Genomic DNA, 16,252 nt, shown 5'->3' on the forward strand with positions numbered 1-16,252 from the left:
TACCTTTTGTTTATATCTATATATCCATAAGATTTCTTCTATAATTCATATATAATCTTCTTAGGATTCTCATATCTTCATCTACAATTAATTGTAACTCAGATAATTCCTTATAATTTTTATCATTAATTGCTTCTCTCATTTGAGTAAATAAGCTTCTACTTACATAATTATCTTTCATAAGTTTTTCTCTTAGCTTATTTATTTCACTCCATTTTTCAAGATCATACTCCATAAAATCATCGCCATTAGATCTTCTAATGTTTCTAATTTCATTAGAATAGTTTGGAAGAATTCTATGCTCTAACTCAGTAGTCCATCTTTCAAGTACAGCTTCCTTATATCCTTTAATTACTTTATTAGTTATTACTCCATCTTTAGTTAAAACATGTACTCTCGATTCATCATCAAAAGCTAATAAATTTTCATATACAGTACTTGGAGCCTTACCAAAATACTCTTCTCTTTCTTCCTCTGTATAGAATTCAAATACATCTTCTTCACTTCTATAACATCTGCCTTCCTCTAGGTAAGAAGTTTTTTCACCTGGTTTTTTAGAAAGTTCTGCTAAAAGTTCTTCTCTACTTTTATTATTTGTAACTACATAGCTTATTCCATCTACCATAGATATTATAACTGAAGATAATACTAAATAAATATTTGTATTAGGATTTGGTGATCTCAACTCAAACCTAGTAGCCATTGGATTAATTGCATCTCTCACTAGTCCAACAAGAATAGTTCTATTTCTTGAAGGCACATCTTTAGTAAATCCTAAGGAAGTTACTATACATACTGGTGCTTCAAAGCCTGGTTTTAATCTTTGTAATGCATCATAATTTGAAGAAACAAAGGGGTTTATTACTTCATAATTCTTTAATACTCCCATTATTGCTCCATATCCTACTTCACTTAAAAAGTCTTTTTCAGCATAACTGTGGAATAAATTCATCTTCTTACCATTTTTAAGCTTTAAAGTAACGCCTACATGTAAATGTTCTCCATTTCCTGCTACCTCTTCAATTGGTTTAGCTTGGAATGTAACTTCAAGACCATTTTTTCTAAAAGTTTCTTTTATTAGACCTCTTACCAAAAGTTCATTATCACAAGTTTGAAGGGCTGTAGAAAACTTCCAATCCACTTCTAATTGTTCCATTATGTGAGTTAGAACTCCAGACTCAGATAGTTTAGCTTTAACTCCCCCTACTTCTTTATGACCCATTTCTGGTTCTAGTCCATATTTAGCTAATAAATCTAAAGATTTTTCCAGTGCTGTTCTTACAGGACCCTTAGTTCTCTTCCAGTACTGCTCCTTTAATACTTGGGAAGTGGATAATTCTTCTATTTCAGCTAATTCATTTGGAGTATTTACCCAAAACTCTAATTCTGTAGCTGCTGTAATACTTACGTCCTCTATTTCATCATAGTTTATGTCAAAGTTAGTTAAAAATTGTGGATTTTCTTCAAATAACTTCATCATAGAAGCTCTAAAGTGATCTACAGAATTTTTTAGTATGTACCTAGAATCTACGGCAACATCTTCATGGTATAAGTGACATGGCATTCTAATAGTTCCTACTGGTTTATTTGTTTCTTCATCTATATAATCATAATTATAATCTACATACCAATTACAAGTTAAATCAACCTTCATATCTACCTTTGCATTATTAAGGGTAGCTATTCCCGGTAATATTACAGATGATCCATCAGTCTGGACAGCTGTACCATGTAAAAATGTCTCAATATCTTCTATGAAATTTTTAACAGGAATTTTTTCGTCTGTATCATTACCTAAAAAGTCAATACCAACTAGAGAAACAAATCTTATTTCCTTATGCTGCTGAAGTATTTTTAGTAACTCCTCTTTATTTTGTTTATTAGTAGGTATTACAAATAATAAACTCATATAATATAAGCCCCCTTTTATAATTGTGTTCAATATTTGCATTATAGCATAATATAAAAACATTGAATATAATTAATTTTGTTAACAATAAGTTAATATATATAGTTTTTTTTCGACCTTTTATTAAAAATATATTAATTTTTTACTTTTTGTTAATATATAATCCTTTACATTGTAAGTTAAACCTTTTCACTTTACGTAAAATATATAATTAACCCAATATAAAATTTACCTAAATATTTTAATGTTTATAATATTTCTTTTCATTCAAATTATTCTTTCTATTAATTATACAATTTATACAAATTATAGAACTCTAAAATTATTCAGTATATTGACATAACTTTAATAGAATTATACTATTAATTTATTGGCTAAAGTTGACTAAATTTAGTAAATATATAGTTTATATTAGAAATTAAGGAGAATACATTTATGAAATTATTATTTTTCGATACTGAAACTACTAGTATAAAACCCGGTAATATATGTCAATTATCATATATTACTGTTGATACTAGCACAAAACCTCAAACAACAGTAGGTAAAAATTATTTCTTCACTGTAGAAGAAATGAATGAAAGTGCTGAAGCTATACATGGCTTTTCTTTAGAAAAGCTCTACGAACTGAGTAATGGAAAATATTTCGAAGATACTTATGAGGAATTTATAGATGATTTTATCAATAGTGATATAATTATTGGACACAATGTTCAATTTGATATTAAATTTTTAAAAAGCGAACTAGAATTTTTAGATATTCCTTTTAATCCTAAAGGTTCATTTTGTACTATGTCATATTATAAAGAAATATGTAAAGCTACTAATTCTAGAGGCTTATTAAAAAATCCTTCTCTTGGAGAAGTGATAAACTTTTTAAACCTTAAGGAAGATTTTCTTCAAAATAAATGTACTTCTCTATTTGGTAAGACATCTGGCTATCATGATGCAAGATTTGATACAACTTGTACTTATATGTTAGTAATTCAAGGAATAAAAACTGGATTAATTCCTCCAAAATTTTTTACTAATATGTTACAATTTAAGTAATACTGTGAAGTAAAACTTTTATTTTAGGAGTGATTTAAATGATAGCTATTAAAAATGTTACTATCCACACTATGGCAGAAGATGAAATTATCAAAAATGGTGTTATACTAATTGATAATGGCAAAATATGCAACCTTGGTTCAAACATAGCAATTCCCGAAAACATAGAAATTATCGATGGAAAAAATGGCTTTTTAATGCCAGGTATTATTGATGCTCATTGTCATATTGGAATGTGGGAAGATGGATTAGGATTTGAAGGTAGTGATGGAAATGAAACTACTGATCCAGTTACGCCTCATCTTAGAGCTATAGATGCAATAAATCCTGTGGACAAATGTTTTCAAGAAGCATTAGAGGCTGGTATTACAACTGTAGCAACTGGTCCTGGAAGTGCTAATGTAATAGGTGGAACCTTCGCAACTATGAAAACTTATGGGAAAACTATAGATGATATGGTTATTAATGAATGTACCGCTATGAAATCTGCCTTTGGAGAAAATCCTAAGCGAGTTTATAGTGGTAAAAAAGTTACTCCAAGTACTAGAATGGCTACTGCAGCTATCCTTCGTGAAAATTTAATAAAAGCTAAAAATTATGTAGAAAAACAAGAAGCCTTCAAAAATGGTAATGCTAAAGCTCCAGACTTTGACATGAAGTTAGAAGCCTTAGCAAAGGTCATTAGAAAGGAAATTCCATTGAAATCTCATGCTCATAGAGCTGATGATATTCTTACTGCTATTAGAATAGCTAAAGAATTTGATTTAGACCTTTCTTTGGAACATTGTACTGAAGGACATTTAATAACCGAAAGCCTTAAAGATGAACATATAAAATCTATAATTATAGGTCCAAGCTTATCTGATAGAAGTAAAGTGGAACTGAAAAATTTAACATTTAAAACTCCTATGATTTTAAACAAAGCTGGAATAAAAGTTTCCATTATGACAGATCACCCTGTAATTCCACTTCAATATATATCTCTATGTGCTGCCCTTGCTGCTAGAGAAGGAATGGATGAAGAAGAGGCTTTAAGATCTATTACCATAAATCCAGCTCGTGCAATAAATGCTGATCATAGAGTTGGTAGTATTGAAGTAGGCAAAGATGCAGATATTATAATATATAATGGACATCCTTTTGATCTTAGAAATACTGTTAAACTTGTAATGATTGATGGTAAAGTAGTTAAAAATCAACTTTAATTTAATTAATCATTAATTTAAGTATATAAATAAAATATAACAGAATATTATTAGGGGGATTCCTTATTTAGAATATACCTAGTTACATTGATATGTAACTAGGTATATCTTATTATTACATATTATTCCACTTATCTTTACAATTCTACCATAACTTACATTTACAAATCTTAGGTTAATTTGTGGACTTTAGTTTTAAATTTTGTATAATACTAATTACAGCATTAAACAATCTTTTTATAGATAAAACCTTATTCTTTAATCATTTTATATTGTATATATTAAATTCTATTTTATAAAAAGATATATACAAATTTTAAGGAGGTAAGATTATTGATAGATAACATTAAAAAGAATTTAATTATTATTCCTTTAAGTATTTTAGTATTATCAATTGTAGCTTTAATTTTATTAAATATAGGTGCAGCTACAATCCCCTATAAAACATATTCAGATTTTTTACTGGACTTAGAAAGTAATAATATATCTAAGGTATCCATGTCTCAAACACCTAAAATTACTGTTATGGATAAATTTGGAAAAAAATATTCTACAGATAATCCTAATAGTAATACTCTTAAAGAAACTCTTTTAAAAGAAGGTATTACAGTTGAAAGTTCTTCCACTTTACCAACAAATCAACGTATAGCAGTTATATTCCTCAGTCTTTCTGCTGTAACTACTATATTTATGACTATAAAAAGGAATAGTTCTGGTGGAACAATGACTTCTATTACTGCAATTGATGGACAAAGTGTTTCTAAGGATAAATTTAACTTTAATTCTGTAGCCGGTAATGATGAGGCTAAAGAAAGTTTAAAGGATATAGTAGATTTTCTTAAAAATCCAGAAAAATATGCTTCTTACGGCGCAAGAATGCCTAAAGGTGTAATTCTTTATGGAGATCCTGGAACTGGTAAGACTCTATTAGCAAAAGCTATAGCTGGTGAAGCTAAGGTTCCTTTCTATGCTGTATCTGGTTCAGACTTTGTTCAGATGTATGTTGGAGTAGGTGCAAGTAGAATTAGAAATTTATTCAAGAAAGCTAAGACTCATGGTAAAGCTGTTATTTTTATTGATGAAATCGATGCTATAGGTAAGCAACGTAGTTCTAATAAATCTGGTAATTCTGATGAAAAGGATCAAACCTTAAATGCTCTTCTAACTGAGATGTCGGGATTTAAAGAAAGTGAAGGTATTGTAGTTATAGCAGCTACTAATAGACTTGATATATTAGATGAAGCTCTTTTAAGACCTGGTAGATTTGATAGGCATATAGAGGTATCTCTTCCAGATATTAATGCAAGAGAAAAAATATTAAATCTTCACTTTAAAAATAAACCAGTAAGTGATATGAACATAAGAGATATCGCACATAATACAGCCTATTTTTCTGGTGCTAAATTAGAAAATTTAGTGAATGAAGCTGCTATAATTGCATGCAAAGAAGATGCTCCATATATCACTGGTGAACATATGGATAAAGCCTTTTCAATAGTAGTAGCTGGTCATGAAAAATTAGATAAAGAAGCCCTTAAAGAAGAAGATATGAAAATTACTGCTTATCATGAAGTTGGACATGCATTGATTTCCCACTTAAAAGTTCCAGAAGAAAAAATCTCTAAAATAACTATAATCCCTACCTCTAAGGGTGCAGGTGGATACACTTTAACTATAGGTGAAGATAATACCTACCATAATCTAGATTATTTAAAAAGAAAAATCATGGTTTTATTGGGTGGAAGAGCTGCGGAGGAAATTATCTTTGGCGAAGAAAAAATAACTACTGGAGCCTTCAATGATTTAAAGAAAACTACCAATATAGTTAATAATATGGTATGTGAATATGGTATGGGAAAATCTCTAGGTCTTTTAAGACTTTCAGAAATGCAAGGAATACCTACTGATTATTATACTACAGTAGTACTAGAAGAGTGTAAATCTGTACTGGATGAATTGTATGAAGAAGTTAAAAACACCTTAAATAATAATTTAGATTTATTAGTTAAGCTATCTGAAGAATTACTTTTAAAAGAAACTCTATATACTGATGACATTCTTAATGTAATATATGGTAAAACAAGCTAATCTACGTACAATATTCTTTGAAACCTAGGGGTATTTCCTTAGGTTTTTATTTTAATGCTAATTATTGGTGTATCATTAGAATACTTGTACTTTTATATATAAAAAGGCATGAAACCATTTTAATTTTTTAGGTTTCATACCTTTTATATTTTATATAGGTAATATTACATGTTATATACCAGATAAGTTTTACCTGAAATTAAAACTTATCTAGTTATATATCCTTTAAAATGCTATTGTAGCTTAGATAGTTCTACCGCCAGTTTTGCTCCAACCTTAGCATTATTAAATACTAATTGAATGTTAGATTCTAAACTTGATCCACCTGTAATCTCTTTAACCTTAGAAAGTAAGAATGGTGTACTCTCTTTTCCTACTATTCCTTTCTCTTCCGCTTCCTTAACAGCTGTTTCTATAGCATTATTAATTGTATCATAATCCATTTCAAATTCTTCTGGTATTGGGTTTGCAATAACCATACCACCCTCTAAACCTAAATCCCATTTAGCCTTTAATGCTTTTGCAAGTATTTCTTCACTATCCACTTTATAGTCTACTTTAAATCCAGATTTTCTTGTGTAGAATGCCGGTAATTCTTCTGTTTGGAATCCTACTACAGGTACTCCCTTAGTTTCTAGGTATTCACGAGTTAACCCAATATCAAGAATAGACTTACATCCAGCACATACTACAGCTACGTCAGTCATAGCCAATTCTTCAAGGTCAGCTGATATATCCATAGTCTGTGCAGCACCTCTATGAACTCCTCCAATTCCACCTGTAGCAAATACCTTAATTCCAGCAAGTGCTGCAATAATCATTGTAGATGCAACTGTAGTAGCTCCATTTAGTTTATTAGCAACTATAAAAGGTATATCCCTTCTGCTAGTTTTTATTACGCCAGAAGTTTTTCCTAAAAATTCAACTTCTTCAGTTGTTAATCCAACTTTTAATTTTCCTTCAAGAATAGCTATAGTTGCTGGGATTGCTCCATTTTCTCTAATTATGCTTTCCACTTTTAATGCAGTTTCTACATTTTTAGGGTAAGGCATTCCATGAGATATTATAGTTGATTCTAAAGCAACTACTGGCTTTCCTTCCATTAATGCTGCTTTTACCTCTGGGTTTATATCTAAATATCTTTCTAACATTATTTAATCTCCTCCAATTTTTTATTTATATTTTCCAAAGACATATTTGGATTAATAGTATCTTTATGAGTAATTGCCAGTGAAGAACAAGCTGAAGCAACCTTCAAAGTATGTATTAAATCAAAATTATTCATACTTGAGTATACTAATCCAGCAACAAAAGCATCCCCTGCACCATTTGCATTGACAACTTTAACTTTGGGTGGAATAAATAATCCTTTACTTATCCCATCATTATAATATACTCCTTCTTCACCTAGACTTATAAATACATTTTTTACACCTAAGTTTAAAAAGTAATCACTAACTTTTTCTACCTCATCCATAGTACTAATTTTCATTCCAGATAAAATCTCAGCTTCAATTTTATTAGGTTTTATTGTATGAAACTTATGAATGATGTCCTTTACCTTAACTGCCTTAGATGATGATACTGTATCTAAGAAAAATTTTGTATTTTTAAAGTTATTAACTACATACTCTATTACTTCCTTAGGAATATTAGTGTCTATAATACATATTCTAGAACTTTCAATTACTGATTTTTTAGTTTTAATAAATTCTATGGTCATCTTATCATAGATATCCATGGATGAAATTGCTACCTTCATATCTCCAGAATAATCAAGAACAGACATATATACAGATGTAGATTCTCCATCTAATTTAAGGCTATGTTCTAAATCTAACCCAATTTCTCTGCCTTCATCTATAATCTTACGACCATAAATATCATTACCAATAACGGAAATTAGTTTTGTAGAAACCTCTAATCTAGACAAATTTTCACCTATATTCCTACCAACTCCACCTAAAGAAAATTTTATATTTCCAGGGTTAGAATCATTAAGTCTTAACTCATCATTAGAAAATCCTACTATATCTATATTAGTTCCTCCTATTATAGATACAAAATTTTCTTTACTCATTACATATCCTCTACCTGAGATGTATCCTTTTTTTATAAGGTTTCCTATATGTACTCCTACAGATGACCTAGTAATCTTAAGAATATCTGCTATTTCATTTTGAGATATTAAGGGGTTATCCTTTATAAGATTTAATATTTCTTCTTCTCTATTTGTCATCATTTTCTCCTCTTAATATTTGCTTATTTTATAAAGATTTGCTTACTTAATTTTAGCATACTATATAAATTAATGCAATAATATTTTATCCAAAAATTTTAATGAAATAAATTTATATTTACTTTTTCTCACTATAATATTCCTTAAAATTTGTAATTTATTACGAGTATGGAATTATATTATCTAAATTTATGTAAATAATCCCTTAATATTAGACAATGTATGCATTATTTTCTATTTAATTTTTAATTTATCCACTATAGTTTTAATTATTCTTAAATCATATAAACAATTCAATATATTGCACCATAAAGATTTTCGAGTTATAATAAAGTTTGTACTATAGGAGTCATTAATACAATGTCTTTATAATTTATACTATAGGAATGGAGGAATATTATGGGACTATTAACTTTTAAACGAGGCATTCATCCGCCTCACGGAAAACATTTTTCAGAAAAAAAAGAAATTGAAACCTATCTTCCAAAGGGTGATTTAGTGTTCCCTATGAGCCAACATATAGGGGCTCCATGTGAACCTATTGTAAAAAAGGGAGATAAAGTTGTAGTTGGACAAAAAATTGGTGCAAGCACATCTTTTGTTTCATCTAATATCTATTCTAGTGTATCTGGAATAGTTAAAAATGTAACACCTATGCTTACATCAAATGGTTCAAAGGTTATGAGCGTTATTATTGAAAACGATAATACCTATGAAGAAATAGCCTATACACCACACGAAAACTATAAGAATTTATCTAAAAATGAGCTATTAGAGATAATTCAAGAAGCTGGTATTGTTGGTCTTGGAGGTGCATGCTTTCCAACTCATGTTAAGTTAAATCCACCAAAAGAATGCAATATTGATACTATTGTTATCAATGCAGCTGAATGCGAACCTTACTTAACTTGTGACCATCAGTTAATGCTACAATATTCTAATGAGATAGCTGAAGGTTTAGAAATCCTTTCTCAAATGTTTCCTGAAGTAAAAATCTTCTTAGGTATTGAGAACAACAAAAGTGATGCTATAACAATAATGAAAGCAGTTGTAGAACCTATTAAAAATGTTGAAATAGCAGAACTTAAAACTAAGTATCCACAAGGTGCAGAAAAACAGTTAATCTATTCTGTTACTAAAAGAGAAGTTCCAACTGGAAAACTACCTGCAGATGCTGGTTGCATAGTTCAAAACGTAGCTACTATTTTTGCTATAAGAGAAGCAGTTATTTTTGGTAAACCTCTTACTGAAAGAATAGTTACTGTTACTGGAGGTGCAATAAAAACTCCAAAAAACCTAAGAGTTAAATTTGGTACAAGCTTGAGAGAACTTGTTGATTATTGTGATGGATTTAACGAAGAGCCTGTTAAAGTTCTTAGCGGTGGTCCAATGATGGGAACTGCACTATTTACTTTAGACATTCCTGCAATAAAAGGTACTTCTGGTATACTATGCTTAACAAAATCAGAGGCTGTGCCTACTGTTGAATCAAACTGTATCAGATGTGGTAAATGTGTTAATGCATGTCCAATGTTCTTGCTTCCAAATAAACTTAATGCTCAAGTTGTAAGAGGCGATTATGAAAACTTTGAAAAGTTTGGTGGACTTAACTGCATTGAATGTGGTGCTTGTAGCTATTCTTGCCCTGCTAAGAGAAATTTAACTCAAACTTGCAAAGAGGGTAAAAAAAGAGTTATAGCTAATAAAAAGAAAAAGTAGAGGTGAACATAATGTCTGGAAATTTATATAACGTATCAGTATCGCCACATATCAAATCTAAGGAAACAGTATCAACTGTAATGAGAGATGTACTAATTGCTTTAGTACCAGCTACTGTAGCAGGTATTTATTTCTTTGGGAAAGAAGCAGCCTTAGTTATGATAACAGCTATTGTTTCTGCAATGCTAAGCGAATACTTATTTAATAAAATAACTAAAAGACCAAATTCATTAAAAGATTTAAGTGCAGTTATTACTGGATTACTACTTGCTTTTAACTTGCCTCCTACACTTCCTCTTTGGATGGTTGCTGTTGGTAGTGCATTTGCTATTATTGTTGTTAAATGTTTTTTTGGCGGTCTTGGTCAAAATATTATGAACCCAGCCCTTGCTGGAAGAGCATTCTTACTTGCTGCATATCCAAGTCAAATGACTGAATGGACTATAGATGGTGCAACTAAAGCTACTCCACTTGCTATACTTCGTAATGGTGGTGGATTACTTCCTGATACTCTAGATGCATTCCTTGGTACTAACTTAGCTGGATGTATCGGAGAAGTTTCTGCTTTTGCCCTACTTATTGGTGGAGCTTATCTATTATATAGAAAAGTTATAACATGGCACATTCCTGCTACGTATATTGGTACAGTTTTTGTAATCACTACAGTATTAGGTAGAGATGGATTTATGCAGGGAAATGGAATATATGAAATATTTATAGGTGGATTAATGCTTGGTGCTATATTCATGGCTACTGATTATACTACATCTCCTATGACTAGAAAAGGTCAAATCATATTTGGTGTTGGTTGTGGTTTATTAACATCATTAATTCGTTTATACGGTGGTTATGCAGAAGGTGTTTCTTACTCAATCTTAATAATGAACTTATTAGTTCCAATGATTGATAAATGGACGAATCCACGTGTGTTCGGAGGTGCAAAATAATGAAAGAAAATTTGAAATTAGGAGGAATTCTTCTTGCAATTACTGCAATTGCTGGTCTAATCCTTGCCTTTGCTTATGATATTACTAGAGCACCAATTGAAGCTAAAGCTAAAGAGGACCAAGCTGCTGCTATGAAAGTTGTCTTAGAAGCAGAAGAATTTTCAGAATTAACAGATGGTATTGCCGATGAAAACGTAACAGGTATATTTCAAGCTAAGACTAGTGGAACTGATGCTGGTTATGTATTTCAAGTTAACTCATCAGGCTATGGTGGAAAAATTGAATTAATGGTTGGTATCGATGCTGAAGGAGCTGTTTCTGGTATTACAATTTTAAGTCATACTGAAACTCCTGGACTTGGTTCTAAAGCAAAGGATGATCCTTCTTTCGCAGCACAATATAAAGGTCTTTCTTCTGAAAAGGAACTTACTGTCGGTTCAGATATTCAAGCAATTACTGGTGCAACAATTACTTCTAAAGCAGTAACTACTGGTGTAAACACTGCTATAAATTACTACAATACTAACTTGAAAGGAGCAAAGTAGAATGAAAGAATTAGTTAATAGATTAAAAACAGGTATTATTACCGAAAATCCAGTTTTCATACAAGTACTAGCTATGTGTCCTACTCTTGCTGTTACAAGTAGTGTAAAGAATGCGGCAGGTATGGCTCTTGCTGCAACAGTAGTATTAATAGGCTCAAATGCTGTTATCTCTTTAATTAGAAAACTCGTTCCTGATAAAATCAGAATACCAGCTTATATCGTAGTTATCGCTACCTTCGTTACTTTAATACAGTTCTTATTACAGGCTTATATTCCTGACTTATATAAATCTCTTGGAATATTCTTACCTCTTATAGTAGTTAACTGTGTTATCTTAGGTAGAGCTGAAGCATATGCATCAAAAAATAAAGTAATACCTTCAATTTTTGATGCTATTGGAATGGGACTTGGGTTTGGACTTGCTATAGTTGTATTAGCAACCTTTAGAGAAGTTCTTGGTAATGGAACATTCTACGGAATGCAATTCCTACCAAAATCTTATGTTCCAGCTATGGTTATGACATCTGCTCCTGGAGCTTTCATAACTCTTGGTATCCTTTTAGCATGCTTGAATCAATATAAGATTTCAAAAGCTAAAAGATCTGAAACTACAAAATAAGGAAGGTGAAATTTAATGAAAGAATTATTTACTATATTTATAGGAGCCCTATTAGTTAACAACGTAATATTAGGGCAGTTTCTAGGTATATGTTCCTTCCTTGGAGTTTCTCAAAAGACAGAAACTGCTAAAGGTATGGGTGCAGCTGTTACCTTTGTAATGTTACTAGCTACTCTTATTACCTTCGTGGTAAATAAGTTAATTTTAGTTCCATTTAAAATGGAATATCTATCAACATTAGCTTTTATCCTTGTTATTGCAGCATTAGTACAATTTGTTGAGATTGTTATTAAGAAAATCCAACCTGGTCTTTATAGATCTCTAGGTATCTTCTTACCTCTTATCACAACTAACTGTGCAGTACTTGGTGTTGCTGTTACAAACATAGATAAACAGTATGGATTAGCTCAATCATTATCTAATACTATTGGAGCAGCTCTTGGATATGTACTAGCTATAGTGATACTTGCAGGTTTAAGAGAGAGAATGGAAGATAATACTGATATGCCAGCTGCTTTTAGAGGGTTACCAATTTCTTTAATAACAGCTGGATTAATGGCTATTGCATTCTATGGATTCAGTGGTTTAGTTTAAAGGAGGGAATTTAAATGGATTTATCAAATTTAGTGGCTCCAGTAGTCAGCCTAGGTGGCCTTGGATTAGTATTTGGAGCGCTATTAGGATATGCAAACAGTAAATTTAAAGTAGAAGTTGATGAAAGAATCCCTCTAGTAAGAGAATGTTTACCTGGTGCAAACTGTGGTGGATGTGGATTTGCTGGATGCGATGCTTATGCAGAAGCTGTAGTTATGGGTACAGCTGCAACTAACAAATGTAGCCCTGGAGGTGCTGAGGCAGTTGAAAAGATATCTTCAATTCTTGGAGTTGAAGCATCAACATCTGAACCAATGGTAGCTTTTGTAAGATGCAAAGGAACTTCTGATGTTGCAAGAGAAAAATATAACTATGTAGGAATTTTAGACTGTAACCAAGCTTCCGTAGCTCCTGGTGGTGGTTCTAAAGCTTGTGAATTTGGATGCTTAGGTCTAGGTTCTTGTGTGAAGGCTTGTGAATTCGGTGCACTATCCATAGTTAATGGTGTAGCTTCTATAGATGAAGAAAAATGTGTGGCTTGTGGTGCTTGTATATCTGCTTGTCCAAAAACATTGATTCATTTTGTGCCTAAAAAATCTAAGGTTAGAATAGATTGTAATAACAAAAATAAAGGTAAAGAAGTTATGGATGTTTGTGATGTAGGATGTATCGGTTGTGGTATCTGTATGAAAAACTGCCCTAAAGATGCAATCGAGATAGTAAATAATATTCCAGTATTTGATTACACAAAATGTGTTAGTTGTGGAATATGTGCAAATAAATGTCCAAAGAACTCCATATTAAACCTTAGAAAACCCGTATTAAAAAAAGAAGCAGTACCATCTCCTGCTAAGCCAGCTAGTGAAGCTACTTCTTCTGAAAATAACAATGCTACAGTATAAATAAATTTAATTTTATGTTATAATATAGAAGGCTTTTTAGCCTTCTATATTTATTTGGAGGTGATTTCGTGCAAGAAGAAGGTATTATAAAAAAAATTAATGGAGATATAGCTACTGTTGCTTTTGTAAAAAAAGGTGGTTGTGGTGGTGGATGTTCCTCTTGTAAATCTGGATGTCCTAAAGATACTATATTGGTAGAATTAAAAAATACAGAACACGCTACCGTTGGTGAAAGAGTTTTAGTATCAATGGATAATAAGGTTTTTAGCAACATGACATTTTGGGCCTATGCCTTCCCTACCATTATTACAGTAATTACTCTTATAATATGTCTATACATATTTAATAAGCTTAATTTAGCTAATTCTGAAGTATATTCAGTGCTACTGGCTTTAATAGCCATGGTAATTTCTTATGTACTTAGTTCTAAACTAAATAAAAAACAAGATAAGTATTCTTTTAAGATGATTAAAAAGTTAAATTAAACTTTTTAAAATGTGATGAAAGTTATATTAATAAAGATATATTTTACTATATAAAGTTAATAATATTCACATATAGATCATACAAAATCAATTATAACCAATTAGGAGGTATAAAAATGAACATAGCATCAATGATTGATCATACTATTTTAAAAGCTGAAACAACCAGGGATCAGGTTATAAAAATTTGCAAAGAAGCAAAGGAATATAAATTCAAGTCAGTATGTGTAAACTCTTGTTATACTGAGTTAGTAGCAAAGGAACTAAAGGACTCTGGAGTACTTGTGTGCACAGTGGTAGGTTTCCCTCTAGGAGCTATGGATACTAAATCTAAGGCTTTCGAAACAGCTAGAGCTATCGAACTTGGAGCCAATGAAATAGACATGGTTATCAACGTAGGAGCTTTAAAGGATAGGGATTACGATTTTGTGAGAAATGATATAAAAGAAATTGTTGATACGGCTAAAGGAAAGGCTATAGTTAAAGTTATTTTAGAAACTTGCCTATTAACTGAAGAAGAAAAAATCAAGGCTTGTGAATTATCACAAGAAGCAGGTGCAGACTTTGTAAAAACTTCAACTGGATTTAGTACAGGTGGAGCAACTCCTGAAGATATTGCTCTAATGAGAAAGGTCGTTGGACCTAATATGGGAGTAAAAGCCTCTGGTGGTGTTCGTACTACCGAAGATGCCCTGAAGGTTATAAATGCTGGTGCAAATAGACTTGGTGCCAGTGCATCTATAGCAATCGTAAATAATTTATGTAATTCAGATTCTGACTATTAGAATTTATTTTCATTTTACAAATTAATTAAAATACATTTTATAAATAGGTAAACTTCTGTAAATTCTAGAAGTTTATCTATTTATTTTTCGACTTTTTTGTTAAGTTCTTGTTAAGAAAATTAATTTTGTTAAAGCTTTGTCGTATATATTGAAATTAGTCACAAAATGTTTAAAATTAAGACATGATAGAAAATTTAATCAATTCTATCAAATATTTTTATAGGGGGATATAAAAATGAAATTTTTAACAGGACTATTCAAATTTTTACCAATATTTGTATTGGCAGGTCTAATGATGATGAAGGTCAACGTACTTACGGCAGCTCCAATTGCAACAATAGTTGCTTGCTTTGTAGCCTACATCACAGAAAAAATTAAAATGAATGAACTAATTGATGCTGCTGTAAACAATGTAAAGGAGCTCATACTTGTATTCTTTATATTAATGTTTGCTTATGCAATGGCAAGTGCCTTTATGTCAACAGGAGTTGGTGCTTCTATCGTTAATGTAGCTCTATCTCTTGGGTTGAATGCAAGGACTGTTGCTGTAACCGGTTTCTTAGTAACTTGCGTACTATCAGTTGCTACCGGAACTTCTTGGGGAACTTTCGCAGCATGTGCACCTATTTTCTTATGGCTTAACCATATAGTTGGAGGAGATATCCTTCTTACTACATCTGCTATCGCTGGTGGTGCTTGTTTTGGTGATAATATTGGTCTTATCTCTGATACAACAGTTGTAAGCTCTGGTATTCAAGATGTAGAGGTTATAGACAGAGTTAGAACTCAAGGTGTTTGGTCTCTTGCTTGTATGATAATCACTGCAATTATTATCTTTGTAGTAAGCCTAGCAATGAAATTACCTACTGATGTAGCTAATGCAAAGTTAGCTATTGATGCTATTCCACCAGAAGCATGGTCTGCTATTGAGGCTCAAAAACCAGCAGCTGTTGAACTTTTAAATCAAGTTAAAACCGGAGTTCCTGTATACATGGTAATTCCTCTAATACTTGTTATAGTTGCTGCTGTTATGGGTATTCCTACTCTACTTTGCCTATTCTTAGGAATTGGTTCATCATACATCTTCGGTTCCTTTGCAGGAACTGTAGAAAGCTTACCTGCTTTCTTATCTTTAGTTCAAGATGGATTTGGTGAGGCTGGTTCT

At 31.3% G+C, this 16,252-nt stretch carries 15 protein-coding genes; 12 read left to right on the forward strand and 3 right to left on the reverse strand.

Annotated features, from left to right (window positions below):
- Positions 1-16: 16 nt before the first annotated feature.
- Positions 17-1,909 (reverse strand): glutamine synthetase, encoded by a 1,893-nt coding sequence (locus B2P65_RS08790; RefSeq protein WP_346846550.1) that lies wholly within the window; start codon positions 1,907-1,909, stop codon positions 17-19.
- Positions 1,910-2,344: 435 nt separating this feature from the next.
- Here B2P65_RS08790 and B2P65_RS08795 point away from each other — a divergent pair, with 435 nt between their 5' ends.
- The 3 genes from B2P65_RS08795 (at position 2,345) to B2P65_RS08805 (ending at position 6,252) form a co-directional block, all read left to right on the forward strand.
- Positions 2,345-2,959 carry a 3'-5' exonuclease gene (locus tag B2P65_RS08795; protein ID WP_346846549.1) on the forward strand — a complete coding sequence of 205 codons (615 nt, stop codon included), beginning with the start codon at positions 2,345-2,347 and terminating at the stop codon, positions 2,957-2,959.
- 38 nt (positions 2,960-2,997) lie between these two features.
- On the forward strand, positions 2,998-4,164 hold the full coding sequence (locus tag B2P65_RS08800; RefSeq protein WP_346846548.1) for an amidohydrolase: 1,167 nt from the start codon (positions 2,998-3,000) through the stop codon (positions 4,162-4,164).
- A gap of 336 nt (positions 4,165-4,500) precedes the next feature.
- The gene (locus B2P65_RS08805; protein ID WP_346880107.1) at positions 4,501-6,252 is read left to right on the forward strand and encodes an ATP-dependent metallopeptidase FtsH/Yme1/Tma family protein; all 1,752 of its coding nucleotides are present in this window, start codon (positions 4,501-4,503) and stop codon (positions 6,250-6,252) included.
- Between the two features lie 233 nt (positions 6,253-6,485).
- Here B2P65_RS08805 and B2P65_RS08810 read toward each other — a convergent pair whose 3' ends face one another.
- Both B2P65_RS08810 and B2P65_RS08815 read right to left on the reverse strand, forming a co-directional pair.
- Positions 6,486-7,403 carry a pseudouridine-5'-phosphate glycosidase gene (locus tag B2P65_RS08810; protein ID WP_346880010.1) on the reverse strand — a complete coding sequence of 306 codons (918 nt, stop codon included), beginning with the start codon at positions 7,401-7,403 and terminating at the stop codon, positions 6,486-6,488.
- Positions 7,403-8,491, reverse strand: coding sequence for a PfkB family carbohydrate kinase (locus B2P65_RS08815; RefSeq protein WP_346880108.1), 1,089 nt, complete (start codon positions 8,489-8,491; stop codon positions 7,403-7,405). The genes B2P65_RS08810 and B2P65_RS08815 overlap by 1 nt, the downstream gene beginning before the upstream one ends.
- A 399-nt stretch (positions 8,492-8,890) precedes the next feature.
- Here B2P65_RS08815 and rsxC point away from each other — a divergent pair, with 399 nt between their 5' ends.
- From rsxC to B2P65_RS08860, 9 genes are all read left to right on the forward strand, one after another.
- On the forward strand, positions 8,891-10,210 hold the full coding sequence (gene rsxC / locus B2P65_RS08820) for an electron transport complex subunit RsxC (protein ID WP_346880011.1): 1,320 nt from the start codon (positions 8,891-8,893) through the stop codon (positions 10,208-10,210).
- A gap of 11 nt (positions 10,211-10,221) precedes the next feature.
- Complete coding sequence (locus tag B2P65_RS08825) at positions 10,222-11,157, forward strand: RnfABCDGE type electron transport complex subunit D (protein ID WP_346880012.1); 936 nt, start codon at positions 10,222-10,224, stop codon at positions 11,155-11,157.
- Complete coding sequence (locus tag B2P65_RS08830; protein ID WP_346846544.1) at positions 11,157-11,702, forward strand: RnfABCDGE type electron transport complex subunit G; 546 nt, start codon at positions 11,157-11,159, stop codon at positions 11,700-11,702. Before B2P65_RS08825 ends, B2P65_RS08830 begins: the two co-directional genes overlap by 1 nt.
- A gap of 1 nt (position 11,703) precedes the next feature.
- On the forward strand, positions 11,704-12,321 hold the full coding sequence (locus tag B2P65_RS08835; protein ID WP_346880013.1) for an electron transport complex subunit E: 618 nt from the start codon (positions 11,704-11,706) through the stop codon (positions 12,319-12,321).
- A gap of 15 nt (positions 12,322-12,336) precedes the next feature.
- Positions 12,337-12,915 (forward strand): electron transport complex protein RnfA, encoded by a 579-nt coding sequence (locus tag B2P65_RS08840; protein ID WP_035133663.1) that lies wholly within the window; start codon positions 12,337-12,339, stop codon positions 12,913-12,915.
- Positions 12,916-12,929: 14 nt separating this feature from the next.
- Positions 12,930-13,817 carry an RnfABCDGE type electron transport complex subunit B gene (locus B2P65_RS08845; protein ID WP_346880014.1) on the forward strand — a complete coding sequence of 296 codons (888 nt, stop codon included), beginning with the start codon at positions 12,930-12,932 and terminating at the stop codon, positions 13,815-13,817.
- A 68-nt stretch (positions 13,818-13,885) separates the two neighbouring features.
- The gene (locus B2P65_RS08850; RefSeq protein WP_346880015.1) at positions 13,886-14,302 is read left to right on the forward strand and encodes a SoxR reducing system RseC family protein; all 417 of its coding nucleotides are present in this window, start codon (positions 13,886-13,888) and stop codon (positions 14,300-14,302) included.
- Positions 14,303-14,418: 116 nt separating this feature from the next.
- On the forward strand, positions 14,419-15,087 hold the full coding sequence (gene deoC, locus B2P65_RS08855; RefSeq protein ID WP_346880016.1) for a deoxyribose-phosphate aldolase: 669 nt from the start codon (positions 14,419-14,421) through the stop codon (positions 15,085-15,087).
- 235 nt (positions 15,088-15,322) lie between these two features.
- The coding region (locus tag B2P65_RS08860) for a Na+/H+ antiporter NhaC family protein (RefSeq protein WP_346880017.1) at positions 15,323-16,252 on the forward strand (930 nt) is incomplete at its 3' end.

It is taken from the genome of Clostridium sp. UBA3061 (genome assembly GCF_002367465.1).
Taxonomy (GTDB): domain Bacteria; phylum Bacillota; class Clostridia; order Clostridiales; family Clostridiaceae; genus Clostridium_J; species Clostridium_J sulfidigenes.